This is a genomic window from Leclercia tamurae (assembly GCF_025566055.1).
Classification (GTDB): Bacteria; Pseudomonadota; Gammaproteobacteria; order Enterobacterales; family Enterobacteriaceae; genus Enterobacter; species Enterobacter tamurae.
Genome location: NZ_JAMHKS010000069.1, coordinates 140705 through 166320 on the forward strand (window position 1 = coordinate 140705; position 25616 = coordinate 166320).

Here is a 25616-nt window from a genome sequence, read left to right on the forward strand (position 1 = left end):
TGTAATCAGTTAGTCAGCATGAAAAAAAATCGCGCTTTTCTGAAATGGGCAGGGGGGAAATACCCCCTGCTCGATGATATTAAACAACGCCTGCCTGCGGGCGAGTGTCTTGTCGAACCCTTTGTGGGCGCGGGCTCGGTATTCCTCAATACCGACTACTCCCGCTATATCCTTGCGGATATCAACAGCGACCTTATCGACCTCTATAACATCGTAAAACGGCGTACCGACGAGTACGTGGATGAGGCGCGTAAGCTGTTTACCCCAGAGAACAACAACCCGGACGTTTACTACCAGCTCCGCGCTGAGTTTAATCAGTGCGAGGATAAATTCCGTCGGGCGCTTTTGTTCCTCTACCTCAACCGCCATGGCTACAACGGCCTGTGCCGGTATAATCTGCGTGGACAATTCAACGTGCCCTTTGGTCGCTACAAGCGTCCTTATTTCCCTCAGGCCGAGTTGTATCACTTCGCTGAGAAAGCGCAGAATGCGGAGTTCCATTGCCTCTCGTATGAAGAGTGTATGGATAAAGCAGACGCCGACTCGGTGGTCTACTGCGATCCGCCGTACGCCCCTCTGTCGGCAACGGCGAACTTCACCGCTTATCACACCAACAGCTTCAGCCCTGCCGAGCAGGCGCGTCTGGCGGAAATGGCGGAAAAGCTGGTCAGCAAAAGAATTCCGGTGTTAATTTCGAATCACGATACGCCTGATACGCGGGAATGGTACAAAACCGCAGAGCATTTTCAGGTCAAAGTCCGGCGCAGCATCAGCAGCAACGGCGGTACACGTAAAAAGGTGGACGAACTGCTGGCTCTCTATCTTCCCTGAGCCGTTTCGCCCGCCGTTAAACAAAGTTCAAGGAGATGCGGATGAAACAGTATTTGATTGCACCCTCAATTCTTTCGGCTGATTTTGCCCGGCTGGGCGAAGATACCGCGAAAGCGCTGGCTGCCGGTGCGGATGTCGTTCATTTCGACGTTATGGATAACCACTACGTGCCTAACCTGACCATCGGCCCGATGGTGCTGAAGGCACTGCGCAACTACGGCGTGACCGCCCCTATTGACGTGCATCTGATGGTGAAGCCGGTCGACCGCATCGTGCCGGATTTTGCCGCCGCAGGTGCCAGCATCATCACCTTCCATCCTGAAGCTTCCGAACACGTTGACCGCACCCTGCAGCTGATCAAAGAGCACGGCTGTAAGGCGGGTCTGGTATTTAACCCGGCCACGCCGCTGAGCTATCTCGATTACGTGATGGACAAGCTGGACGTGATCCTGCTGATGTCCGTGAACCCGGGCTTCGGCGGCCAGTCTTTCATTCCACACACTCTGGATAAGCTGCGCGAAGTGCGTCGTCGCATCGACGAATCCGGTTTTGATATCCGTCTCGAAGTGGACGGCGGCGTGAAGGTGAGCAACATCGGCGACATCGCCGCGGCGGGCGCAGATATGTTTGTGGCCGGTTCAGCGATCTTCGATCAGCCGGATTACAAAAAAGTTATTGATGAAATGCGCAGTGAACTGGCGAAGGTAAGTCATGAATAATTTGCAGGCAATTCGGGGCGTGGCGTTTGACCTCGACGGCACGCTGGTGGACAGCGCGCCGGGCTTAACCGCGGCGGTAGATCAGGCGCTGTATGCGCTGGAGCTGCCGGTAGCGGGCGAAGATCGTGTGATCACGTGGATCGGTAACGGGGCAGACGTGCTGATGGAGCGCGCGCTGACCTGGGCGCGTCAGGAGCGTGCCATTCAGCGAGCGGCGCAGGGCAAACCTGGCGTCGATCACGCAGATATCCCGCAGGAAGAGCAACTTCGCGTGCTGCGTAAGCTGTTCAACCGTTTCTATGAAGAGACGGTGGAAGAGGGCAGCTTCCTGTTCCCGGATGTGGCCGGTACGCTGAGGGCGCTGCATGCGGAAGGCATGCCGCTGGCGCTGGTGACCAACAAACCGACGGCCTTTGTCGCACCCTTGCTGGAAGCGCTGGATATCGCCAAGTACTTCTCGGTAATTGTCGGCGGCGATGACGTACAGAATAAGAAGCCGCATCCCGAACCGCTGTTGCTGGTGGCAGGAAAATTATCCTTAACGCCGGACGCGCTGCTCTTTGTCGGGGATTCGCGCAATGATATTCTGGCGGCCAGGGCTGCAGGTTGCCCGTCCGTTGGCCTGACCTATGGCTATAACTACGGTGAATCCATTACGCTGAGTGAGCCGGATTTCGTCTTCGACCACTTCAAAGATTTACTGCCCGTCCTCGGGCTTTCGCACAGTGAAAATCAGGAATTGAAAAATGACTAAGCCCATCGTATTTAGTGGCGCACAGCCCTCAGGTGAACTGACCATTGGCAACTATATGGGTGCGCTGCGTCAGTGGGTGGGCATGCAGGATGACTATCACTGCATCTACTGCATCGTGGATTTGCATGCGATCACCGCCCGTCAGGACCCGGTAAAACTGCGTAAAGCGACGCTCGACACCCTTGCGCTCTATCTGGCCTGCGGTATCGATCCTGAGAAAAGCACCATTTTCGTTCAGTCCCACGTTCCCGAGCACGCACAGCTGGGCTGGGCCCTGAACTGCTACACCTATTTCGGTGAACTGAGCCGTATGACTCAGTTCAAGGATAAATCCGCTCGCTACTCTGAAAACATCAACGCCGGTCTGTTTGACTATCCGGTGCTGATGGCAGCAGACATCCTGCTGTATCAGACCAACCAGGTCCCGGTGGGTGAAGACCAGAAGCAGCACCTGGAGCTGAGCCGCGATATTGCCCAGCGTTTCAACGCGATTTACGGCGATGTCTTCAAGGTGCCAGAGCCGTTCATTCCGAAGTCCGGTGCCCGCGTGATGTCCCTGCTGGAGCCGACCAAAAAGATGTCCAAGTCGGACGATAACCGCAACAACGTGATCGGCCTGCTGGAAGATCCGAAAGCGGTGGTGAAGAAGCTCAAGCGTGCGGTTACCGACTCTGACGAGCCGCCTGTCGTGCGTTACGACGTGCAGAACAAAGCGGGCGTCTCTAACCTGCTGGATATTCTTTCGGGCGTGACCGGCCAGAGCATTCCGGAGCTGGAGCAGCACTTCGAAGGCAAAATGTACGGCCATCTAAAAGGTGAAGTGGCGGATGCGGTCTCCGGCATGCTGACCGAGCTGCAGGCGCGCTACAATCAGTTCCGCAATGACGAAGCCTTCCTGCAGAAAGTGATGAAAGACGGCGCCGAGAAAGCCAGCGCACGTGCTTCCGAAACGCTGAAAGCGGTGTACGAAGCGATTGGGTTTGTGGCTAAGCCTTGAGTGTGTTTGCCGGGTGGCGCTTACGCTTACCCGGCGAAATAAAAAAACCGGGGGATCCCCGGTTTTTTTATGCCTGAAAAAGGCTTACTGATTTGCCGCCGGGCCGCAGCCACCGATGATCTTGGAAATCGAGATCGCCGGGTGCAGCAGGTAGTCGTAGCTGCAGTTATTTTTGGTGTTCTGCACGTGGCCGGTGCACGCCGTCAGGGTAGTTAAGATGCCTGCAACCAGGGCAATCTTTGCCAGTTTGAACATAACGCTTCCTTGTCTGTAACATGAGGGAATATATAGAAAATGTGCTTTCGCGGAAGGTATGTTATCGACAGCGGTAAGAGAGGAGTAGTCCATAACAGGACTACTCATTTTGCGGGGATTATGTTCAGTCGGGCTTAGTGATTTGAAAACCAGTTGAGCCGGTCACGCAGCGCCACCACGCGGCCCACCACGATCAGTGCCGGGCTTTCGACCTGCTGGGCCAGCTCGCCCAACTGGGTTAACACGCCGCTGACCACACGCTGTTTAATCGAGGTGCCGTTCTCCACCAGCGCAACCGGCATCTCTGAATCCATACCATGTTCCAGCAGTTTGGCCTGAATGGTCGCCGCCTGGTTCAGGCCCATATAGAACACCAGGGTCTGTTTCTCTGCGGCCAGGTTATGCCAGTCCAGCTCGCTGCCGGTTTTCAGGTGGCCGGTGACCAGACGCACGCTCTGGGCGTAATCACGGTGGGTCAACGGGATACCTGAATAGGCAGAACAGCCGGATGCGGCGGTAATGCCCGGCACCACTGAGAACGGAATGCCCGCCTCGCACAGGGTCTCCAGCTCCTCGCCGCCGCGCCCGAAGATAAAGGGATCCCCGCCTTTCAGGCGCACCACGCGTTTGCCCTTTTGCGCTTCACGCAGCAGGATCTGGTTAATCTCTTCCTGTGGGACGCAGTGATACCCGGCACGTTTGCCGACAAACACCCGATCCGCATCCCGGCGCACCAGGTTCATGATGTCGTCGGAGACCAGACGGTCATAAACCACGATATCTGCCTGCTGGATCTGCTGCAGCCCTTTCAGGGTCAACAGGCCGGCATCGCCTGGACCGGCACCCACCAGCACCACTTCGCCCCGGTGATCGAGCGGGGCATTGATCAGCTGCTCGGTGGTTTCTTCCACGGCTTTCCGATCCTGATTCGCCAGCGACTGCGCCAGCCGATCGTTCACGAAGAATTTTTCCCAGAAGCGGCGGCGTTCCCCCACGGTGGCGAACTGCTTTTTCACCCGGGAGCGCAGCTGCCCCGCGTAGTGAGCCACCTGGCCCAGATGCTGCGGCAGGATCGCTTCCAGCTTTTCACGCAGCAGGCGCGCCAGCACGGGAGAGGTCCCGCCGGAGGAGACGGCGACCATCAGCGGGGAGCGGTCGATAATCGACGGCATGATAAAGCTCGCCTCTTTCGGCGCATCCACCATGTTGCAGAAGATCCGCCGTATTTCACAGGCGTCGCTGACCCGCTGGTTAACCGCGTCGTTATCGGTAGCGGCAATGGTCAGCCAGCAGGTATCGAGCAGTGATTCCTGGAACTCACCCTCGACGAGGGTCAGCATCCCCTCCTGCGCCCACACGGTGAATTGCGGGGCGAAGTCGAGGGCATTGACGGTGAGTCGGGCACCTGCCTCTAACAGCAGGCGGGCTTTACGTTCAGCCACATCGCCACCCCCTACCAGCAGGCAGTCGCGATTGCGTAATTGACAGAATATTGGCAGGTGATCCACGACATTACCTCTTCTTACTGGTTGGCTTTCGCCTGAACGGTTGCGATGGTAGCTGGAGTCGGACGCTCCGCTTTAGGGGTAGCATACCAGTAACCCCAACCCATAAATACAACCCCAGAAAGGGTATTGCCAAGCTTTACCCACAACAGGTTATGACCGATACCTGACAGCGTATAGGCTTCGCTGTGGTGACCGAACCAGGAGAGGGCAAACAGGGTCATGTTGGCGACGGAGTGCTCGTAGCCGGAAGCGATAAAGGCCAGCAGACACCACCAGATGGCGATAAATTTTGCGGCGCCTTCGGTACGGATTGCCATCCAGATAGCAAGACACACCAGCCAGTTACAGAGCGCACCCTTGAAGAACAGCACCATCGCCGGTGCGGAGGTTTTTGCCAGCGCGACGGTGTGCACGAGGCTGGTATCCACCGGCAGCAGGCTACCGCCGCCCCAGCTGTAGAGCAGGGCGACAAACACCGAGCCCACCAGATTACCCAGCCAGGTTTGCGGCAGGATGCCCCACATCTGGCCCTGCGTGATGGTGCCCGCTTTGACGCCCAGGGTCAGGAACATGGTGTGACCGGTAAACAGTTCAGAACCGGCGATGATCACCAGGGTCAGGGCGATACCAAAGGTGGCGCCCATCACCAGCGGACGCACGGACGGATCGACCAGATTACCGAGGGTGAAAATTAAAATGATCCCGAGGCCGACATAGGCGCCCGCCATGGCGGAGCTGATCCAGAAGCCGAGAGGACTGTTTTTGCTGAGGCGTGCAATACGCGCAGCATTAGCCGCACACTTATTGATAGTGTCTGTAAACATTTGATTACCCGTAATATTAAAAAGAAAAAATAAATAAATTAAATCAATATTGATAAAACAATGGGAGGCATTGCACCTCCCATATTTGTTAGCCTCGCAGCTGCACCTTGCCGTCTTTGACGCGCACGTCATAGTGCTTCACGGAGCGGCTCTCATCTTCCATACAGTGACCGTCGCTCAGGCGGAAACGCTGCTTTTTCAGCGGGCTGGCAACCCACAGCTCGCCCTGATGCTCAGCGATGATCCCGCGGGAGAGCACGCTGGCCTCGAAGAACGGGTCGATATTGCTGATGGCAAAGACCTGTTCGTCGTGGCGTGGACGGAAAATAGCGACCTGCTCATGGCCTAACAGCGCGCACACGCCGGTGGCAGGCAGGATCTCGTCGATTTTGCAGATGTTGACCCACTGGCTCATACGTTTTCCTCCACCAGCATGACCGGAATGCGTTCATAAGGTGTCGCCGGGCGATGCTGCTCGCGCTCAGGCACCACCTGCACGCTCGGGTCGCGCTGGGTGCTGTTGATAAAGTGTTTGAAGCGAACCTGCGCCGCCGGGGTGTTGACGGTTTCAGTCCATTCGCAAATCACGGCATCACGCAGGCGCGCCATCTCTTCTTCCAGCGTTGCGTTCAGGCCGAGTTTGTCGTCGATGATGACCGACTTCAGGTAGTCGATGCCGCCTTCGAGGTTATCCAGCCACGGCGCGGTACGGGTCAGTTTGTCCGCGGTACGGATGTAGAACATCATGAAGCGGTCGAGGTACTTGATCAGCGTTTCACGGTCGATATCCGCCGCCAGCAGATCCGCATGACGCGGTTTCATCCCGCCGTTACCGCAGACGTACAGGTTCCAGCCTTTCTCCGTGGCGATGATGCCCACGTCTTTACCCTGCGCTTCGGCACATTCACGGGTACAGCCGGAGACGCCGAACTTCATTTTGTGCGGGGTACGGATACCTTTGTAGCGGTTTTCCAGCTCGACGCCGAAGCCGACGCTGTCGCCCACGCCGTAGCGGCACCAGGTGCTGCCCACGCAGGTTTTCGCCATACGCAGCGCTTTGGCATAGGCATGACCGGTTTCGAAGCCCGCTTCAATCAGCTGACGCCAGATTTCCGGCAGGTCGTCTTTCTGCGCACCGAACAGGCCGATACGCTGGGAACCGGTGATTTTGGTGTAGAGGTTAAATTCGCGGGCGATGCGGCCCACCGCCACCAGACCTTCCGGGGTGATTTCACCGCCGGCAGAGCGTGGGATCACCGAGTAGGTACCGTCTTTCTGGATGTTAGCCAGGAAGTTGTCGTTGGTGTCCTGCAGCGGAGTGTGCTGCGGCTTGAGCACGTACTCATTCCAGCAGGAGGCCAGCAGGGAACCGACGGTCGGTTTACAGACTTCACACCCGTAGCCCTGGCCGTGTTTCTGCAGCAGTTCGTCGAAGGATTTAATGCCTTCCACGCGGATCAGGTGGTACAGCTCCTGGCGAGAGTAAGCAAAGTGCTCGCACAGGTTGTTGTTCACTTCGATACCCTGTTTCGCCAGTTCGGCGTTGAGCACCTGGGTGACCAGCGGGATACAGCCGCCGCAGCCGGTCCCGGCTTTGGTTTCGGCTTTCAGCGCCGCCACGGTATGGCAGCCCTTGTTGATAGCGGAGATCAGCATACCTTTGGTGACATCGAAGCAGGAGCAAATCTGCGCGCTGTCCGGCAGTTTATCGACACCAATCGACGGCTTACCGCTGGCCGCATGGGCTGGCAGGATCAGTGCGTCCGGGTTCTCCGGCAGTTCGATGGCGTTCAGCACCAGTTGCAGCAGGTTGCCGAAGTCGGTGGTATCACCCACCAGCACCGCCCCGAGCAGGGTTTTGTTGTCCGGGCTGACGATGAGACGCTTATAAACCTCTTTGCTTTCGTCGAGGTAGACGTAGCTGCGGGAGTTTGGTGTACGGCCATGTGCATCACCAATACCGCCCACGTCTACGCCCAACAGTTTCAGCTTGGCGCTCATGTCTGCGCCAGCGAAGGCGTTGTCATTACCGAGGATATGGTCAGCGGTAACCTGCGCCATTTTGTAGCCAGGGGCAACCAGACCGTAGACGTGATTGTTCCAGCTGGCGCACTCGCCGATGGCATAGATATCCGGATCGGAGGTCTGGCAGGTATCGTTGATCATGATACCGCCGCGCTGGGCAACGGCCAGGCCGCACTGGGTGGCCAGCTTGTCGCGCGGGCGAATACCGGTGGAGAAGACGATGAAGTCCACTTCCAGCTCGCTGCCGTCGGCAAAGCGCATGGTTTTACGCGCCTCGGTGCCTTCCTGAACAATCTCTTTGGTGTTTTTGCTGGTGTGAACTTTCACACCCATGCTCTCAATTTTGCGTTTGAGCTGATCGCCACCCATGTGGTCGAGCTGCTCTGCCATCAGCATCGGGGCAAATTCGATGACGTGGGTTTCAACGCCTAAGTTTTTCAGCGCGCCAGCGGCTTCGAGGCCGAGCAGGCCGCCGCCGACCACCGCGCCGCGACGGCTTCGACGGGCGCAGGATTCGATGGCGTTGAGATCTTCAATGGTACGATAGACGAAGCAATCCTGAGTTTCTGACCCTTTGATCGGTGGGATCCACGGGTAAGAGCCAGTCGCCATGATCAGTTTGTCGTAAAAAACCGTGCGTCCCGCACTGGAATGAATCACTTTTTCCTGACGGTTGATGGTGATAGCGCGTTCGCCCACCAGCACCTTCACGCCATGTTTCTCGTAAAAACCTTCACGCACCAGAGAGAGCTCTTCGGCGGTGTGGTGAGAGAAGTAGGAGGAGAGGTGTACGCGGTCGTACGCTTTACGGGGTTCTTCACAGAACACGGTAATGTCGAACTGGGCGGCATCGGCTTTATCAAGAAGATCCTCAATAAAGCGGTGACCGACCATGCCGTTACCGATAATCGCGAGTCTGACTTTGCTCATTTTTGCCTCGATTTCTTTTCTATTACTGCCTACCTTAACGATTCAGCAACGGCACTTATTGATGCAAATCAAATACGTCTTAGACTACTCCTTAGTGAGTAGATTGCTGATTTGTCAGGTTTTTTCTAAGTAACGGAAATCGCAGGCTTTTCGTGATAGCCGATTTTGTGTACAAATTAGGGGGCTAATCTTATTGATCCGCTACTCCTAAATTTTAGCCCTCTTTTTCGGGAGAATACGATGTCTACAGCACCGCTTTGGCTTATCCAGAACGTCCGGTTACCGGGTCGGGACGGGTTATGGCAACTGGCTATTGAGAACGGTCGTTTTGGCGAAATCACCCCGACGGGCGAAGGGCAGAACGAGAGCCATGAAGTCTTAAACGCGCGCGGTGGGCTGGCCCTTCCGCCGTTTATCGAACCGCATATTCATCTCGATACCACCCAGACCGCCGGGGAGCCGAACTGGAACCAGTCCGGCACGCTGTTTGAAGGCATCGAACGCTGGGCAGAGCGCAAGGCACTGCTCAGCCATGAGGATGTCAAAGCCCGGGCGTGGAAGACCCTGAAGTGGCAGATCGCCAACGGCATCCAGTTTGTGCGTACCCATGTGGATGTCTCCGACCCCACGCTTACCGCCCTGAAGGCGATGCTGGAGGTGAAGCAGGAGGTCGCCCCGTGGGTGGAGCTGCAAATCGTCGCCTTCCCGCAGGAGGGGATCCTCTCTTATCCCAACGGCGCCGCCCTGCTGGAGGAGGCGTTACGGCTGGGGGCTGACGTGGTGGGTGCCATCCCGCACTTTGAGTTCACCCGCGAGTACGGCGTGCAGTCCCTGCATATCGCCTTTGAACTGGCGAAGAAGTACGACCGGCCGCTGGATATTCACTGCGATGAAATCGACGACGAGCAGTCGCGGTTTATCGAAACGGTGGCGACGCTGGCGTATGAGGCTCGGATCGGCCCGCGCGTCACCGCCAGCCATACCACTGCGATGCACTCTTATAACGGGGCCTATACCTCCCGGCTGTTCCGCCTGCTGAAGCTCTCCGGGATTAACTTTGTCGCCAATCCGCTGGTGAATATTCATCTGCAGGGGCGGTTTGACGACTACCCAAAACGCCGGGGCATCACCCGCGTGAAGGAGCTGCTGGAGGCGGGGATTAACGTCTGCTTCGGCCATGACGACGTGTTTGACCCCTGGTATCCGCTGGGCACCGGCAATATGCTGCAGGTCCTGCATATGGGGCTGCACGTCTGCCAGATGATGGGCTATCAGCAGATCGACAGCGGTCTTGATCTGATCACCCATAACAGCGCGCGCACCTTTGGTCTGGCCGATTACGGTATCGAACCGGGCAACCCGGCTAACCTGGTGATCCTGCCTGCGGAGACGGGCTTTGACGCGGTGCGGTGCCAGGTGCCGGTACGCTGGTCGATACGTCAGGGGAGGGTGATCGCCACCACGCAGCTGGCGCAGACCTGGATCCAGATGGATAACGGGGGAGAAGAGGTGAGCTTTACCAGAAACAGCCCCTCTGCAGGAAGCAAAGGGGCGTGAGGGATCAATGAGACACTGCTGCCAGGTTATGCTGGCGGTGGCGGGTTACGAAGCCCAGCACCAGGCACATCACGAACACCACGGCGTAGAGACCGTTAGCGGTGTGTAACGCCGCCAGCGGGCCGCTGTGGGCTACAATCGGGCCGGTGACCACGAAGGTCAGCATAGTGCCGATGGTGCCGCAGGTGAGCACGAAGTTAACCAGTTTCGGCGAGGCCACTTTGGTCTGCAGGGAGCCCAGAGTAATGATCGAGGTATAAATGGCGCTGGAGAAGAAGCCGAGCGTCAGGATAAACCACGGCATCTGCTCCGGCGAACCGTTGATGAACAGATACATCAGGACGGTGGCGGCACCTGCCAGTACGGTGAGGATCCGCTGCAGATCGAAGAAGCGCAGGATAAAGCTGAACGCCCACATGCCGAACATGTACGACATCCAGAAATCACTGACCAGCTGACCGGCATCGTTCAGGCTCATGCCCAGCCCTTTGGCATACTCTGGTACCCAGGAGATGAAGCCCAGCTGGCCGAGGATGTAGCACAGGGCGGCAACGGAGAGGAACAGCACCCCGGTACCCCATTTCTCTTTCGCCACCGGTTCGCTGGTGGTCTGGGCTTTTTTGCCGAGTACCGGGAAATCACAGCCGAAGGTCAGGACGAAAATCGCCACGTAGACCAGGCCGATGCAGGCATAAACCCAGTACCACTCAATGCTGCGAGCCAGCAGAGCCGCAGCCACCATCGGGAAGATCATCCCTGCCATGCTGAAGAAGGAGTCGGTAAACAGCAGACGCGCGCCGCGCTGGCGGCCTTCATACATATGCGTAATGAGGAACGTGCCGATCGACATGGTGATCCCGCTGACCAGCCCGAGCACAAACATGGCGGCAGAAAACAGGGCGATGCTGTGGCTGAGCATCAGGCCCGCGACGGCGGCGACCATCAGCACAAAGCCGAAACGCAGCTGGGTTTTCAGAGGGACGATTTCCATCAGCCAGGCGTTCAGGAAGATGGAGATCAGGATCCCGGCGTTAAGGAAGGTGAAGGTGTTACTCATGCTGGAAACGGGCAGGTTGAAATAGTCTGCGATATTTCCCATCACCATCCCGGTGACAATCACCAACGCACCGGTAAGGGCGTAGGAGAAGAAGCTGATCCATGTGAGCTTAATACGATTGCTGTTAGTCATGACTGGCCTGTGAATAGAAATGTAAAGCGCATTGACGGCGCTGCGGGCGGCCAGATTTTAAGCGTGAATGTGATCTATTTAAATCTTTTATGGTTAATTAAACAAAAATTGCATGTTTTGATGTGATTTATATCACGTTAACATTGGTGGCGTCAGTTTGCCCGGCGGTTACAACTGTTTCAAATGCGTAAAATTAGGTAAATGGCTGGCCTGGATCCATACTGCTCTTTAGAATCAAGCCATTCGCTTTCTTTACTGCGCTTTGTTAAGGAATTCTCATGCTCAAATCAACTCTGGCGGCTGTCGCGGCTGTACTCGCTCTCTCAGCCCTCTCTCCTGCTGCGCTGGCAGCAAAAGGAGACCCGCACGTTCTGTTGACCACCTCTGCCGGTAACATTGAGCTGGAATTGAACAGTCAGAAAGCCCCCGTTTCTGTGAAAAACTTCCTCGATTATGTGAACAGCGGTTTTTATAACGGCACCACCTTCCACCGCGTGATCCCGGGCTTTATGCTGCAGGGCGGCGGCTTCAACGAGCAGATGCAGCAGAAACAGCCTAATCCGCCAATCAAGAACGAAGCGGATAACGGCCTGCGCAACAGCCGCGGCACCATCTCCATGGCGCGTACTGCCGATAAAGACAGCGCCACCAGCCAGTTCTTCCTCAACGTGGCGGATAACGCCTTCCTCGACCACGGCCAGCGTGATTTTGGCTATGCGGTATTTGGTAAAGTTGTGAAAGGCATGGATGTGGCCGATAAAATTTCTCAGGTGCAGACTCACGATGTCGGTCCGTACCAGAATGTACCGACAAAACCGGTAGTTATCCTCTCTGCGAAAGTCCTGCCTTAATCCCTCATAGCGCGGGCAGGTTTTGCCCGCCTTACCTTTACCTCCCTGCGAAACCGCAGTTTGCTGCTTATACTTGTGGCAACACGGGCACAAGCAGGGAGGTAACAGGTGAAAAAACTCACTGATAAGCAAAAATCCCGTCTCTGGGAACAACAGCGAAACACGAATTTTCAGGCCAGCCGCCGCCTTGAAGGGGTCGACAGTCCATTAGTCACCCTCAGCGCAGATGAGGCGCAGCATCGTCTTGAGGAGTTAGGGAGGCAGCATGAGCGATAAATACGGCAACGATCGCGATCCTTATCTCTATCCCGGTCTGAACGTGATGCGTAACCGGCTGAGTATTCGTCAGGCGGAACGCCTTGCGCAGGCCGCCTATGAGTTGACCGCGTTACGCGCAGCCACCCTGCCTCTCGGGCCGCTGCTGCGGGGCCTGCCGCATCTGTGCGCCATTCACCAGCACCTCTACCAGGATATTTTTGACTGGGCAGGCGATATTCGTGAAATAGATATCTATCAGGGCGACACCCGATTCTGCCACTTCGCCTATATCGAAAAAGAGGGCAATGCCCTGATGCAGGATCTGGAGGAGGAGGGCTATCTCGTTGGCCTGGAGAGAGACGCCTTTATTGAACGCCTCAGCCATTACTACTGCGAAATCAACGTTCTGCACCCGTTCCGCATCGGCAACGGTATCGCCCAGCGCATCTTCTTTGAGCAGCTGGCGATCCACGCGGGCTATCAGCTCGACTGGCGCGATATCGACCCTGACGCATGGGCGCAGGCCAACCAGAGCGGTGCGATGGGCGATCTGAGTGCGTTAAAGACAATCTTCAGCAAAGTGGTAAGCGAAGCCCGGGAAACTGAGTAGAATAGGGCGGCCATTTTTTCAGGAGCCGCCATGATTCTGCTGATTGATAACTACGATTCCTTCACCTGGAACCTGTACCAGTATTTTTGCGAGCTGGGGGCGGAGGTGATGGTCCGGCGCAACGACGTGCTCTCTCTGGAGGATGTCGCGGCGCTGAATCCCCAGAAAATCGTTATCTCTCCCGGCCCCTGCACACCGGATGAGTCCGGGATCTCGCTGGCGGTGATCCAACACTATGCCGGTGAATTGCCGATCCTCGGCGTCTGCCTCGGCCATCAGGCCATCGGTCAGGTCTTTGGCGCGACGATCGTTCGTGCCGCCAAAGTGATGCACGGCAAAACCGCCCCGGTGACTCACAACGGCACGGGGGTCTTCTCTGGCCTGAATAATCCTCTCACCGTGACCCGCTATCATTCGCTGGTCATTGACCCGCCCACCTTACCCGACTGCTTTGAGGTCACCGCCTGGAGCGAGACTCAGGAGATCATGGGTATCCGCCATCGCGAATGGGATCTGGAAGGAGTGCAGTTCCACCCGGAAAGCATTCTCAGCGAACAGGGCCACCAGCTGCTGGCTAATTTCCTCAATCGTTGATTTTTAGTTGCCATAAAGTGATTTTTTAAGCATATTTCGTGATTATATTTTCACTTCTGCTTTTTGCTTAAAAAAAGGGTGGGGTTACATGGCAACTGAACAATCTGCAATTACGCGCGCAACATTCGATGAAGTTATCCTGCCAATTTATGCACCGGCCGAGTTTATCCCGGTGAAGGGGAAAGGCAGCCGCGTCTGGGATCAGCAGGGCAAAGAGTACATTGATTTTGCGGGCGGCATTGCGGTGACGGCGTTAGGCCACTGTCACCCGGCGCTGGTCGAGGCGCTCAAAACCCAGGGCGAAACCCTGTGGCACACCAGCAACGTCTTTACCAACGAACCGGCGCTGCGTCTGGGGCGTAAAATTATCGACGCTACCTTTGCCGAGCGCGTGCTGTTTATGAACTCCGGCACCGAAGCCAACGAAACGGCCTTTAAGCTGGCGCGCTACTACGCTTCCACCCGCCACAGCCCGTTCAAAACCAAAATCATCGCCTTCCACAACGCCTTCCACGGTCGTTCGCTGTTTACCGTGACCGTGGGCGGTCAGCCAAAATATTCCGACGGCTTTGGCCCGAAACCGGCCGATATCATCCACGTCCCGTTTAACGATCTGCATGCGGTAAAAGCGGTGATGGACGATCACACCTGCGCGGTGGTGGTTGAACCGATCCAGGGTGAAGGCGGCGTGATGGCGGCAACCCCCGAGTTCCTGCAGGGGCTCCGCGAGTTGTGCGATCAGCACCAGGCCCTGCTGGTATTTGATGAAGTGCAGAGCGGCATGGGCCGTACCGGGGATCTGTTTGCCTACATGCACTACGGCGTGACCCCGGATATCCTGACCAGCGCCAAGGCGCTCGGCGGCGGTTTCCCGGTCAGCGCGGTGCTGACCACTCAGGATATCGCTTCGGCGTTCCACGTGGGCTCTCACGGCTCCACCTACGGCGGTAACCCGCTGGCGTGTGCCGTGGCTGGGGCAGCGTTCGATATCATCAACACCCCGGAAGTGCTGAGCGGCGTCAACACGAAGCGCGAGCAGTTTGTGAAACACCTTCAGCAGATCGATGCCGAGTACGATGTCTTCAGTGATATTCGCGGCATGGGGTTGCTGATTGGCGCCGAGCTGAAGCCGCAATACAAAGGCCGGGCGCGCGATTTCCTCTACGCCGCCGCCAGCGAAGGGGCGATGGTGCTCAATGCCGGGCCGGACGTGATGCGCTTTGCGCCGTCGCTGCTGGTGGAGAGCGAGGATATCGACGAAGGGATGACCCGTTTTGCCGCCGCGGTGAAGCGCGTGGTTCAGCCGTAAGTGAGATGCCGGGTAAGCGCAGCGCCACCCGGCGTTTAATATGGCGTCCGTTTCAAGCGCCGGATCAACCAGATCCCATGATGCGGGCGCTGTCGCCATGCCACTGACGAAATGGTGTGCATGGTATTCAGATGCCCCAGGATGCGCTGCAGATGCTGCTCCAGGGTGCTCATAGGCCCATAGGTCAGGGTTTCGGGGGCTTCCAGGATATTCTCATCGCCGCTTTCGCCCGGCGAATCATACTCCAGACGCTGCTGACAGCGCTGAAGCGCAATCTCACACGACTGCAGATAACGCTGCGCCAGGTCTGGCGTCAGCATCGTATGCTCCCGCGCCAGGGTCGTCATCGCGTTGATATGCTCGACAATAAACTGGCTGTGCGTTACCCACAGTTTCATGTCCGCCAGATAGGCCGAATTAAAGCCCGGCTCCTGCATCGCCTGGTTGAGGGAGTTGAACAGGGCGTTGTGCGCCTGGTTGACCTTCATGCGCTGCCAGGCCAGCGGCGTTGGCTGCGGATCGTCGCTGAGGATCAGGCGGATGGCTTCCTGATCGGCCTCCAGCGCGTCGTGGGCATTCTGCCGCAGCAGTCCGCTCTGCCACTGCGGCCACAGCCAGACCATGCCGCCGAAGGCTATCAGGCAGCCAATCAGGGTATCCACTAGCCGGGCGACAATAAACTGGTCCCCGTTCAGGGTCAGCAGCTGCAGGGTATACACCGCCGTGACCGTAAAGCCCACCGTCGCCCAGCCGTAGTTCTTGCGAATAAACAGGTAACTTACCAGAGTGATCACCAGCATCCCGGCGAGGGTATAGCCTTCCGGAACGTGGAAGTGCAGGGTGGCACCGGCGATGATTAGCCCCACCATGGTGCCGGCCGCCCGGTGGAGAATACGCACCCGCGTCGCGCTGTAGCCGTTTTGCGTTACCAGCAGGACGGTCATTAAAATCCAGTAGGGTTTCGGCAGGTGCAGCGCCATGCCCATCAGGCTGGCGATACTCAGCATCACGCTGATGCGCGCCGCATTACGCAGGGCGGCAGACTTCAGCGACAGATAGCTTTTCAGGGCGGGGATCAGCGGCAGGCGTTTCTGCTTGTCGGCCATCAGGTCGCGCGGGTAGAGCGGACGCTGGGTGCGCAGCACCCGGGCAATACGGCTGAAGTGCCAGGCGCAGAACTGTCCCACCGGGTTATCCGGGTGCTGACGGGCGATTTTCTCCAGCGCGCCGAGCTGTTTGTCCATGGTGAAACGGGTGGGGTAGCGATGATAGAGGATGTCGTCTGCCAGCACCCGCAGGCGGGCCGCCACGGTCTGTGCGTTCCAGCGGATCACCGCTTCGGCGTGACTGCGCTCCACCAGCTTTTGCACCTCCTTCGGGTGGTGCAGACTGACGGAGATATGCTCCTGCAGATCCAGCCCCACCTGGAAGGTGCGCAGCAGACGTTTGTATTCGTGGTTTCTGTTGGCCGCCAGCATATGCAGCTGCTGGTAGCAGAGGCTGATCAGATCCACGACCTTCTGCTGGCGGGCCAGCAGCGGCGGCAACGATTTCTCAGGGTCGGTGTGCTGGGTCAGCAGGGTATATTTTGCTTCGCAGTAATCCGCCAGCTGTTGATAGAGCATGCTCAGCGACTCGCGCAGGGGCTGTTCGCGCCACATCCAGAACCAGAACCAGTTAAACAGCCCGTACCAGAGGGTGCCCAGCGTATAGAGGAGCAGCGGTTCCCAGACCGGCATGTTGCCGGCAAGACTCAGGGTAAAGATGGCCGCAATCAGCGAGGCGGGCAGCAGTCGCGCATGCAGGGCGCTGATCTCAGCCGTGACCCCTAGCGTCATCGCCAGCACGGTCAGAATGAGCGGCAGCGGAATATCCCGCGCCAGTAACAGCTGCACGGCCAGGCTACATCCGGCAAACAGGCAGCCGCCAATAGTCAGACGTTTAAAAAAGCGTTTATGCGGTGTGTCGAGGCCAGCGATGTTGCAGCAGGCTGGAACCAGGGAAAAGAGGAGACCCTGTTGCAGATGACCGAAGATCAAACCCACAGCCACGGGGAGACACAACACCAGGGTTTGCCGCAGTGCGTAGTTAACTTCCGGGTGATAAATGAGCCTGCGCCACATGAGTGATAGAGACAAAAACGGCGTGGCATCCTGCGATGCCACGCCGTTTGAGCGGAATTAACGTGTTCCGTAAACCACGATGGTTTTACCGTGGGCGGAAATCAGGTTTTGATCTTCCAGCATTTTCAGAATACGACCGACTGTCTCACGCGAACATCCGACGATCTGACCAATTTCCTGACGGGTAATTTTAATTTGCATACCGTCCGGGTGGGTCATGGCGTCTGGCTGTTTCGCCAGGTTCAGCAGGGTCTGAGCGATACGGCCCGTTACGTCGAGGAAGGCGAGGTTACCCACTTTCTCAGACGTGACCTGCAGACGGCGAGCCATCTGCGAGGAGAGGCGCATCAGGATATCCGGGTTAACCTGGATCAGCTGGCGGAACTTCTTATAGGAGATCTCAGCCACTTCACACGCGGTCTTCGCACGAACCCAGGCGCTACGCTCCTGACCTTCTTCAAACAGGCCCAGCTCGCCGATGAAATCTCCCTGATTCAGGTAAGAGAGGATCATCTCTTTGCCTTCTTCATCTTTGATCAGCACTGCCACTGAGCCTTTGACGATGTAATACAACGTTTCCGCTTTTTCACCCTGGTGAATCAGCGTGCTCTTCGATGGGTACTTATGAATATGGCAATGAGACAAGAACCATTCGAGAGTCGGGTCTGTTTGCGGTTTGCCAAGCACCATGCGCTGTTATCCTCTGTTATAAGCTGTCTCCAGAGTCTGGCTGTGTACCTGTACTCTGGGGTTGCAATCGAATTCTTTCCCCTGCCTGGGGATCTGGCTGTCATAATAATTAGCAGCCTGAAATGTATGATGTCCTCTGCATACATGTGCAACGTCAATGTATTACTGTAGCATCCCGACTGTTTTAGCATAGCTTTTGCCGCGTGTCTCCTGGTGTCTCGCTTCAGCTTGATGCAGGTCGACTTCCGTTGTCAGAATTGTTACCGACGCGTAATCTGTCAGCAAAAATGCACTTCTGGAGTTAATACAAATGCAAGCACGTGTGAAATGGGTAGAAGGGTTAACGTTCCTCGGTGAGTCCGCTTCCGGGCACCAGATTTTGATGGATGGCAACTCCGGTGACAAAGCGCCAAGCCCGATGGAAGTGGTCCTGATGGCGGCGGGGGGATGCAGCGCCATCGACGTAGTGTCGATCCTGCAAAAAGGGCGTCACGATGTGACCGACTGTGAAGTGAAGCTGACCTCAGAGCGTCGTGAAGAGGCACCGCGCCTGTTCACCCATATCAACCTGCACTTCGTGGTTACCGGCAAAGCGCTGAAAGACGCGGCGGTATCCCGCGCAGTGGATCTCTCTGCGGAGAAGTACTGCTCCGTGGCGCTGATGCTGGAGAAAGCGGTCAACATTACGCATTCGTATGAAGTGATCGAGGCGTAAGCGCCTTGCCCGGTGGCGCTGCGCTTACCGGGCAACAAAGCGTCAGTCGATCCTCTTGCCTTCCATCAACCGCTGCACCAGCGGCATCATGATCAACTCCATCGCCAGACCCATCTTGCCGCCCGGCACCACCAGCGTATTGATGTGCGAAATAAACGAACCCTGCAGCATCGCCAGCAGCCAGGGGTAATCGATATTGTCCAGATTGCGGAAGTGGATCACCACGAAGCTCTCGTCCAGGGACGGGATGCCTTTCGCGGCAAAGGGGTTAGAGGTGTCCACGGTCGGGACGCGCTGGAAGTTAATATGGGTGCGGGAAAACTGCGGCGTCAGGAAGTTAATATAATCCTCCATCGAGCGCACCACCGAGTCCATCACCGCCTCGCGGGAGTGGCCGCGTTCGCTGGTATCCCGCGTCAGCTTCTGGATCCATTCCAGGTTGACGATCGGTACCACGCCCACCAGCAGATCGACATGGCGCGCCACGTCGTGATGCGGCGTCACCACCCCGCCATGCAGGCCTTCATAAAACAGCACGTCGGTCGGTTCCGGCAGCGGCTGCCAGGGGGTGAAGGTGCCCGGCACCTGGTTCCAGGGGACCGCTTCGTCATAGGTGTGCAGGTATTTGCGCGCCTGGCCGGTGCCGCTTCGCCCGTATTCGGCGAAGGTTTGCTCCAGCAGGCCAAAGTCGTTGGCATCCGGGCCAAAGTAGCTGATGTGTTTGCCGAGATCGCGGGCCTTGCGGATGGCCATGTCCATCTCAGGGCGGGTGAAGCGGTGAAAGCTGTCGCCTTCTACTTCCGCAGCACGCAGATGCAGCTGCGAGAAGATCTTACGAAAGGCGAGGCTGGTGGTAGTGGTACCCGCACCACTCGACCCTGTAACGGCAATAACCGGATGTCTGGCGGACATAGCAACTCCCTGAATGGAAAGAGGTCGCGGTTAACCGCGAAATTGATTGCGGGGCATGATGTTGACGGTTTCGTGCAATTCAGACCATACCACCAGCACCTCACCGCTTTGCAGCTGGCGCCTGACGTCGGCGACCTTCTGCTCAAGCGAAAGCTCCTGTTCACCATAATCGGTGCCTTCACGTAACACAAAGCTTTCAATCAGATTATCCAGCGTTTCGGGAGCCAGATCTTGCCAGGGAATAATCATCTTATCGGTTCCAGGTATGTGGTCAGCCAGTCCGGGATGCGTGTTTCCAGCCACATCTGCGGGCGGCGCAGCGTGCCGCCGACAAAGCCCACGTGTCCGCCGTGTTCGGTCAGCTGATACTGCACGTTAGCGGGCAAAAATTCCTGCGCGGGTATCGAGTGATGATCCATAAAGGGATCGTCTTTAGCATGAATAATCAGTACCGGTTTGGTGATGTTGCTCAGCACCGGCATGGCGCTGCACTGGCGATAGTAGTCAATCGCATCGGCAAAACCGTGAATTTTGGCGGTGATCAGATCGTCAAATTCGCGCAGGCGGCGCACTTTCTTCAGCTGTCGCAGACTGACCGGCAGCGTATTCGGGTAAGCTTTAAGTTTGCGTGCCGCATTGGCTTTGAGCAAGTTAAGCAGATAACGCTGATAAATTCGCGAGAAGCCCTTATCCATATGATAGCTGCAGTGCTCCAGCATGAACGGGGCAGAGACGATGGCGGCGGCATCCAGCGGAACAGTGTCGCCCTCTTTTGCCAGCAGGCAGGCGAGCATGTTTCCGCCCAGCGAATAGCCCACTGCCGCCGTAGGGGCCGGGCCGTGAGTCTCTGCCAGCCAGCGCAGGAACCAGGTGCCATCTTCAGTTTCACCGGAGTGATAGATGCGTTTCTGGCGATTGGGTTCGCCGCTGCACCCTCTGAAGTGCATCACCACGCCCAGCCAGCCGCGCGCTTTCGCCGCCTGAATCAGGCCGTGCGCATAGGGGCTGTGCAGGCTGCCCTCCAGACCATGAAAGACCACCAGCCGGGGTTTGTGCCGGGCCTGCTGCGGATCTTCACTCCAGGCTAAATCAACGAAATCATCATCCGGCAGGTCAAGGCGCTGCCAGACGGGGGTAAAAAGCACTTTACGGCGGATAAGACGCGGCAGCATGGTCTGCAGGTGTCGATTCGACATGCCCCGCATGGGCACAAATTCTGCACTCTCGTCGGCTGTAATGTTGAAGTCTGAGGGAATGATTTGGGTCATAAAGGTGATGCTAATTATTGTCTGTTATTTACGATACCTTCCGAATTGTACCCCGTTTAGCCTGGTTTTCCGAAACATGAACTGATCTCGATCACAAATATTTACCTTGATTATTACTCTCATGCTAATGATTCCTCTCTACGCTTAATTGATGACTTTATCCCCAGGGGGCACACTTAACTCAACGTTAAGCAAATCTAAAGATGAGCTGAATCAGGAGGTTAACAATGTTATCAGGGCAAATGCCAGCCCGGAACTGGAACACGCGTCGCACTGAAAAAGCGCGCCGCCTGGCTTCCGTCCCGGTGCAGGGCAAAGTACTGCCAACAGGCGACCTTGTCGCCATGCTGGAAAAACTGATCGCCCCAGGCGACAAAGTCGTACTGGAAGGGAATAACCAGAAACAGGCAGACTTTCTCTCCCGTTCTCTGGCCGAAGTGAACCCGCAAATTGTTCACGATCTGCATATGATTATGCCGAGCGTCGGTCGCAGCGAGCACCTGGATATTTTTGAGAAGGGCATCGCCCGCAAACTCGACTTCTCGTTCTCGGGTACCCAGAGCCTGCGCATTTCGCAGCTGCTGGAAGACGGGCAGCTGGAAATTGGTGCTATCCACACCTACATCGAACTCTATTCCCGCCTGTATGTCGATCTGTCGCCAAACGTGGCGCTGATTGCCGGTTTTAAAGCGGACCGTAAAGGTAACCTCTATACCGGTGCCAGCACCGAGGATACCCCGGCGCTGGTCGAAGCCGCCGCCTTCCACGACGGTATCGTTATCGCTCAGGTGAACGAGCTGGTGGACGACGAGTGCGATCTGCCGCGCGTGGATATCCCCGGCTCCTGGATTGATTTCGTGGTGGTAGCTGATAAGCCTTTCTTCATCGAACCGCTGTTCACCCGTGACCCACGCCTGATCAAACAGGAACACATCCTGATGGCGATGATGGCCATCAAAGGCATCTATGCAGAACACCAGGTTCAGTCCCTGAACCACGGTATCGGCTTCAACACCGCCGCCATTGAGCTTCTGCTGCCAACCTACGGTGAACAGCTCGGCCTGAAAGGCAAAATCTGTAAACACTGGACGCTGAACCCGCATCCGACGCTGATCCCGGCAATTGAAAGCGGCTGGGTGGAGAGCGTGCACTGCTTCGGCGGTGAGCTGGGGATGGAAGAGTACATTCGTGCCCGTCCGGACGTGTTCTTTACCGGCGCCGACGGCTCCATGCGCTCTAACCGCGCCTTCTGCCAGCTGGCAGGTCAGTACGCGGTGGATATGTTTATCGGCTCTACGCTGCAGGTGGATGGCTACGCCAACTCCTCAACCGTGACCCGCGGCCGTCTTTCCGGCTTCGGCGGCGCGCCAAACATGGGCCACGACCCGCACGGTCGTCGTCATGCTACCCCGGCCTGGCTGAACATGATCACTGAACCCGATCCGATGCAGCGCGGTAAAAAGCTGGTGGTGCAGATGGTCGAAACCTTCCAGGCGGGCGTGAAACCGACCTTCGTGGAAAAACTCGACGCCGTCGAGGTGGCGAAAGCCTCCGGTATGCCGCTGGCCCCGGTCATGATTTATGGCGATGACGTCACTCACGTCCTGACGGAAGAGGGGATTGCTTACCTCTACCGCGCCAAAGATCTCGAGGAACGTCGGGCTATGGTCGCTGCGGTAGCAGGGATCACCGATATCGGTCTGGGTGTGGACGCTAAACGCGTCGCCGAGCTGCGCCAGAGTGGCAAAGTGGTCTACCCGGAAGACATGGGGATTCGCCGCACCGACGCGACCCGGTCTCTGCTGGCGGCTGGCAGCGTGTCTGACCTGGTGGAATGGTCGGGCGGTCTGTACAACCCACCTGCGAAATTCCGGAGCTGGTAATGAAACTACTCCCCCGGATCCAGGTTGAAGGCGGTGCCGAATGGCTGGCGCGAACCGCCACGCAGTGTCTGATTGACGAAGCGCGACTAAGCCCGAAACCCGGTCTGGTGGACAGTCGGGGGAATGGCGCGCATCACGATCTCTCGCTCGCGCTGATGGAGCGTTCGGCGCACAGCCTGACCCCCACGTTTCAGGCGCTGGCGCTGCAAAGCTGGCAGCGTCCGGCCGATATCGCGCTACGGCAGACCGTAGGTCGGCTGGGCCGCGAAGGAGAGCAGCGGATGATGGCCGCCACCGGCGGGGTGAATACCCACCGGGGCGCTATCTGGGCCCTGGGCTTGTTAGTCAGCGCCGTGGCGATGCTCGGTGGCAGTGCGCAAGCCCGGACGGTAGCCGATACCGCCGCGCAGCTGGCGAAACTGCCGGATGACGTCGCGCCGAAAGTATTCAGTAAAGGGCTGCGCGCCACTCACCGTTATCGGGTGCCAGGCGCGCGCGAAGAGGCGCAGCAGGCGTTTCCGCACATTATGCAGCGGGCGCTGCCGCAGCTTCGCCTGAGCCGGCTTAACGGCGGTACCGAAGCCCATGCCCGGCTCGATGCGTTAATGGCGATCATGACCTCGTTAACCGATACCTGTGTGCTCTCCCGCGCCGGTATGGAGGGGCTGGATGCCATGCAGAATGGCGCCCGGGCGGTATTAGCCGCTGGCGGCACCGCTCACACTGAGGGGCAACGCATCTTAGCCTTATTAGACAAACAGATGCTCTTGCTCAATGCCTCTCCGGGCGGCGCGGCCGACCTGCTGGCCGCCACGCTGTTCCTTGACCGCATAGAGACGCCTTATTTAGCGAATTAAGAGGATGTTATGGAAAAAATCACATTAACTCTGCCCGCCAGCCGTACCCTGAACGGCAAAGCGCTGGCAGGCGTTGTTGGCTCCGGGGATATGGAGGTGTTATTTACCGCCGACCAGGGCCAGACGCTGGCAATTGAAATCACCACCTCCGTCGATAACAGCCGTGGCCGCTGGGATGCGCTGTTCAACAGATTGCAGACCGTCAGCAGCCTGCCGGCGGGCAAACTGACCATCCACGACTTTGGCGCCACGCCGGGCGTGGCACGCATTCGTATCGAACAGGTCTTTGAGGGGGTGAGCCATGCGTGATGACAGCAGCTTTATCGAATTAAAAGCGCGCCAGCGTGCGCAGGCTCTGCTCGACGAGGGCAGCTTCCGCGAACTGCTGGATCCGTTCGAAGAGATTATCTCTCCGTGGCTGGGTGCGCAGGGCATTGTGCCGCAGGCCGATGACGGCATGGTGGTGGCGAAAGGCACCATCAACGGCAAACCCGCGGTGGTCGTAGCGATCGAAGGCGCGTTCCAGGGCGGCAGCATGGGCGAAGTCTCAGGCGCCAAAATGGCGGCTGCGCTGGAGCTGGCGGCGGAAGATAACCGCAACGGTATTCCAACCCAGGCAGTATTGAGCCTGGAAACCGGCGGCGTACGTCTGCAGGAAGCTAACCTTGGCCTGGCGGCGATTGCGGATATTCACGCTGCGATTGTCGATCTGCGTCGCTATACCCCGGTCATCGGCATTGTCGCCGGTACCGTCGGCTGCTTCGGCGGGATGTCCATTGCGGCCGCGCTGTGCAGCTATCTGATCGTGACCCGCGAAGCGCGTCTCGGCCTCAACGGCCCACAGGTTATCGAGCAGGAAGCAGGGATTGAAGAGTACGACTCCCGCGACCGTCCGTTTATCTGGAGCATGACCGGGGGCGAAATTCGCTATCAAAGCGGGCTGGTGGACGCCCTGGTGGGCGACGGCGTGAACGCGGTGAAAGCGGCGATGAACGACGCGATTGCGAAAGGCGTGCCGGCTAAACACCGCACCGACAATTACGACTGGTATCTCGACCGCCTGACCAAATTCGACACCCGCAAACAGGCGGATACCGAACAGATTCACGCGCTCTTTGCCCGGGAGGTGAAATGATGAGTACTTCAATTAGCCGTGGTGAGCTCTGGCTGGAAACCCTTGCGCCGCATGCCAAACGTCTGGAAGGGCTTTGCCCATCGGTGCAGGCGGCAGACGGCGAGCTGAATGGCGAAGCGGTGCGCTTTGTCGCAGTGGTACCGGATGCCAACAACCACTACCCGCGTGCGGCGCGAGGCGAAGTGGGTCTGCTGGAAGGCTGGACCCTGGCCAAAGTGGTAAGCGAAACCGTCGCGGCCGATGCTGACAACGCGGTGAAACGCCCGATTGTGGCGGTCATCGACGTGCCGAGCCAGGCCTATGGTCGTCGCGAAGAGGGCTTTGGTATTCACCAGGCGCTGGCCGGTGCTGCTGCGGCCTATGCTAACGCGCGTCTGGCGGGCCATCCGGTGATTGGCCTTATCGTCGGGAAAGCGATGTCAGGGGCGTTTCTGGCCCACGGCTATCAGGCCAACCGGCTGATCGCCTTTAACGACCAGGGCGTATTGATCCACGCGATGGGCAAAGAGTCTGCCGCACGCATCACGCTGCGTACCGTGGAAGCACTGGAAAAACTGGCGGCAACCATTCCGCCAATGGCGTATGACATCAGTAACTACGCTACGCTGGGGCTGCTGGAAAACCTGCTGGATATCAGCAATCCGGACGCACCTTCCTCTCTCGATCTGGCGCTGGTGAAAACCACCTTACAACAGGCCATTGATGACGCTCGCCGGGATCCGACGCTGAAAAGCCGTCTGGGTGCCGACAATCGCCATAGCTCAGCTCTTGTACGCGAACGTATGCGAGCCAGCTGGTAATACCAAAAAGAAAAGACCTGCC

General features: G+C 57.5%; 27 protein-coding genes. 16 read left to right on the forward strand and 11 right to left on the reverse strand.

The features are described 5' to 3' along the window. Nucleotides 1-18: 18 nt before the first annotated feature. From dam to trpS, 4 genes are read left to right on the forward strand one after another with little or no spacing between them, the layout of a single operon-like run. Nucleotides 19-831: an adenine-specific DNA-methyltransferase gene (gene dam, locus M8318_RS07385; RefSeq protein WP_262661750.1), complete on the forward strand. Its 813-nt coding sequence runs from the start codon at nt 19-21 to the stop codon at nt 829-831. A gap of 41 nt (nt 832-872) precedes the next feature. After that, nucleotides 873-1550, forward strand: coding sequence for a ribulose-phosphate 3-epimerase (rpe, locus tag M8318_RS07390; RefSeq protein ID WP_144884152.1), 678 nt, complete (start codon nt 873-875; stop codon nt 1548-1550). Further along, complete coding sequence (gph, locus tag M8318_RS07395; protein WP_262661752.1) at nt 1543-2304, forward strand: phosphoglycolate phosphatase; 762 nt, start codon at nt 1543-1545, stop codon at nt 2302-2304. Before rpe ends, gph begins: the two co-directional genes overlap by 8 nt. Then, nucleotides 2297-3301, forward strand: coding sequence for a tryptophan--tRNA ligase (gene trpS, locus M8318_RS07400; protein WP_262661754.1), 1005 nt, complete (start codon nt 2297-2299; stop codon nt 3299-3301). Before gph ends, trpS begins: the two co-directional genes overlap by 8 nt. An 84-nt stretch (nt 3302-3385) precedes the next feature. On the opposite strand, the gene M8318_RS07405 is transcribed toward trpS, so the two are convergent. The 5 genes from M8318_RS07405 to nirB all read right to left on the reverse strand — a co-directional run bounded on the left by M8318_RS07405 (nt 3386) and on the right by nirB (nt 8843). After that, on the reverse strand, nt 3386-3556 hold the full coding sequence (locus M8318_RS07405) for a YhfL family protein (RefSeq protein ID WP_032614785.1): 171 nt from the start codon (nt 3554-3556) through the stop codon (nt 3386-3388). Between the two features lie 134 nt (nt 3557-3690). Beyond that, nucleotides 3691-5064: a siroheme synthase CysG gene (cysG, locus tag M8318_RS07410; RefSeq protein ID WP_262661755.1), complete on the reverse strand. Its 1374-nt coding sequence runs from the start codon at nt 5062-5064 to the stop codon at nt 3691-3693. A 14-nt stretch (nt 5065-5078) separates the two neighbouring features. Then, nucleotides 5079-5888 (reverse strand): nitrite transporter NirC, encoded by an 810-nt coding sequence (gene nirC / locus M8318_RS07415; RefSeq protein WP_262661757.1) that lies wholly within the window; start codon nt 5886-5888, stop codon nt 5079-5081. Nucleotides 5889-5976: 88 nt separating this feature from the next. Next, entirely contained in the window at nt 5977-6303 is a 327-nt protein-coding gene (gene nirD / locus M8318_RS07420) for a nitrite reductase small subunit NirD (protein ID WP_032614780.1), read from the reverse strand. Continuing rightward, the gene (gene nirB, locus M8318_RS07425; protein WP_262661759.1) at nt 6300-8843 is read right to left on the reverse strand and encodes a nitrite reductase large subunit NirB; all 2544 of its coding nucleotides are present in this window, start codon (nt 8841-8843) and stop codon (nt 6300-6302) included. The genes nirD and nirB overlap by 4 nt, the downstream gene beginning before the upstream one ends. Nucleotides 8844-9083: 240 nt before the next feature. On the opposite strand from nirB, the gene M8318_RS07430 reads away from it, so the two are divergent. Beyond that, complete coding sequence (locus tag M8318_RS07430) at nt 9084-10400, forward strand: cytosine deaminase (RefSeq protein ID WP_262661761.1); 1317 nt, start codon at nt 9084-9086, stop codon at nt 10398-10400. Between the two features lie 4 nt (nt 10401-10404). Here the strand turns inward: M8318_RS07430 and tsgA are convergent, their stop codons facing one another. Continuing rightward, a complete protein-coding gene (gene tsgA, locus M8318_RS07435; protein ID WP_262661762.1) occupies nt 10405-11589 on the reverse strand; it encodes an MFS transporter TsgA in 1185 nt (394 codons plus the stop codon). A gap of 278 nt (nt 11590-11867) precedes the next feature. Here tsgA and ppiA point away from each other — a divergent pair, with 278 nt between their 5' ends. The 5 genes from ppiA (at nt 11868) to argD (ending at nt 15211) form a co-directional block, all read left to right on the forward strand. Further along, on the forward strand, nt 11868-12440 hold the full coding sequence (gene ppiA / locus M8318_RS07440) for a peptidylprolyl isomerase A (RefSeq protein ID WP_032614775.1): 573 nt from the start codon (nt 11868-11870) through the stop codon (nt 12438-12440). A gap of 108 nt (nt 12441-12548) precedes the next feature. Then, a complete protein-coding gene (locus M8318_RS07445) occupies nt 12549-12716 on the forward strand; it encodes a YhfG family protein (protein WP_166184367.1) in 168 nt (55 codons plus the stop codon). Beyond that, complete coding sequence (locus M8318_RS07450; RefSeq protein WP_262661763.1) at nt 12706-13308, forward strand: putative adenosine monophosphate-protein transferase Fic; 603 nt, start codon at nt 12706-12708, stop codon at nt 13306-13308. Before M8318_RS07445 ends, M8318_RS07450 begins: the two co-directional genes overlap by 11 nt. A 30-nt stretch (nt 13309-13338) precedes the next feature. After that, nucleotides 13339-13902, forward strand: coding sequence for an aminodeoxychorismate synthase component 2 (gene pabA, locus M8318_RS07455; RefSeq protein WP_262661764.1), 564 nt, complete (start codon nt 13339-13341; stop codon nt 13900-13902). Nucleotides 13903-13990: 88 nt separating this feature from the next. Next, complete coding sequence (argD, locus tag M8318_RS07460; protein WP_262661765.1) at nt 13991-15211, forward strand: bifunctional acetylornithine/succinyldiaminopimelate transaminase; 1221 nt, start codon at nt 13991-13993, stop codon at nt 15209-15211. Nucleotides 15212-15246: 35 nt separating this feature from the next. Here the strand turns inward: argD and M8318_RS07465 are convergent, their stop codons facing one another. Together M8318_RS07465 and crp are read right to left on the reverse strand one after the other, a co-directional pair. Beyond that, nucleotides 15247-17334 (reverse strand): YccS/YhfK family putative transporter, encoded by a 2088-nt coding sequence (locus M8318_RS07465; RefSeq protein ID WP_262661825.1) that lies wholly within the window; start codon nt 17332-17334, stop codon nt 15247-15249. Nucleotides 17335-17391: 57 nt separating this feature from the next. After that, a complete protein-coding gene (gene crp / locus M8318_RS07470; protein WP_000242758.1) occupies nt 17392-18024 on the reverse strand; it encodes a cAMP-activated global transcriptional regulator CRP in 633 nt (210 codons plus the stop codon). 310 nt (nt 18025-18334) lie between these two features. Here crp and M8318_RS07475 point away from each other — a divergent pair, with 310 nt between their 5' ends. Then, a complete protein-coding gene (locus M8318_RS07475) occupies nt 18335-18739 on the forward strand; it encodes an OsmC family protein (RefSeq protein ID WP_142487354.1) in 405 nt (134 codons plus the stop codon). Nucleotides 18740-18781: 42 nt separating this feature from the next. Here M8318_RS07475 and M8318_RS07480 read toward each other — a convergent pair whose 3' ends face one another. From M8318_RS07480 to M8318_RS07490, 3 genes are read right to left on the reverse strand one after another with little or no spacing between them, the layout of a single operon-like run. Next, nucleotides 18782-19651: a phosphoribulokinase gene (locus tag M8318_RS07480; protein WP_262661766.1), complete on the reverse strand. Its 870-nt coding sequence runs from the start codon at nt 19649-19651 to the stop codon at nt 18782-18784. A gap of 30 nt (nt 19652-19681) precedes the next feature. Then, nucleotides 19682-19900: a YheU family protein gene (locus M8318_RS07485; protein ID WP_106995183.1), complete on the reverse strand. Its 219-nt coding sequence runs from the start codon at nt 19898-19900 to the stop codon at nt 19682-19684. Then, entirely contained in the window at nt 19897-20919 is a 1023-nt protein-coding gene (locus M8318_RS07490; protein WP_262661767.1) for a hydrolase, read from the reverse strand. Before M8318_RS07490 ends, M8318_RS07485 begins: the two co-directional genes overlap by 4 nt. 227 nt (nt 20920-21146) lie before the next feature. Here M8318_RS07490 and mdcA point away from each other — a divergent pair, with 227 nt between their 5' ends. The 5 genes from mdcA to mdcE are packed head-to-tail and all read left to right on the forward strand — an operon-like array spanning nt 21147 to nt 25594. Further along, a complete protein-coding gene (gene mdcA / locus M8318_RS07495; protein ID WP_106995181.1) occupies nt 21147-22802 on the forward strand; it encodes a malonate decarboxylase subunit alpha in 1656 nt (551 codons plus the stop codon). Further along, nucleotides 22802-23659 (forward strand): triphosphoribosyl-dephospho-CoA synthase, encoded by an 858-nt coding sequence (locus M8318_RS07500; RefSeq protein ID WP_262661770.1) that lies wholly within the window; start codon nt 22802-22804, stop codon nt 23657-23659. The genes mdcA and M8318_RS07500 overlap by 1 nt, the downstream gene beginning before the upstream one ends. Nucleotides 23660-23668: 9 nt before the next feature. Then, entirely contained in the window at nt 23669-23968 is a 300-nt protein-coding gene (gene mdcC, locus M8318_RS07505; RefSeq protein ID WP_106995179.1) for a malonate decarboxylase acyl carrier protein, read from the forward strand. Continuing rightward, nucleotides 23961-24794 (forward strand): biotin-independent malonate decarboxylase subunit beta, encoded by an 834-nt coding sequence (locus M8318_RS07510; RefSeq protein ID WP_262661772.1) that lies wholly within the window; start codon nt 23961-23963, stop codon nt 24792-24794. The genes mdcC and M8318_RS07510 overlap by 8 nt, the downstream gene beginning before the upstream one ends. Then, the gene (mdcE, locus tag M8318_RS07515; RefSeq protein ID WP_262661774.1) at nt 24794-25594 is read left to right on the forward strand and encodes a biotin-independent malonate decarboxylase subunit gamma; all 801 of its coding nucleotides are present in this window, start codon (nt 24794-24796) and stop codon (nt 25592-25594) included. The genes M8318_RS07510 and mdcE overlap by 1 nt, the downstream gene beginning before the upstream one ends. The last annotated feature ends 22 nt before the right edge of the window (nt 25595-25616 follow it).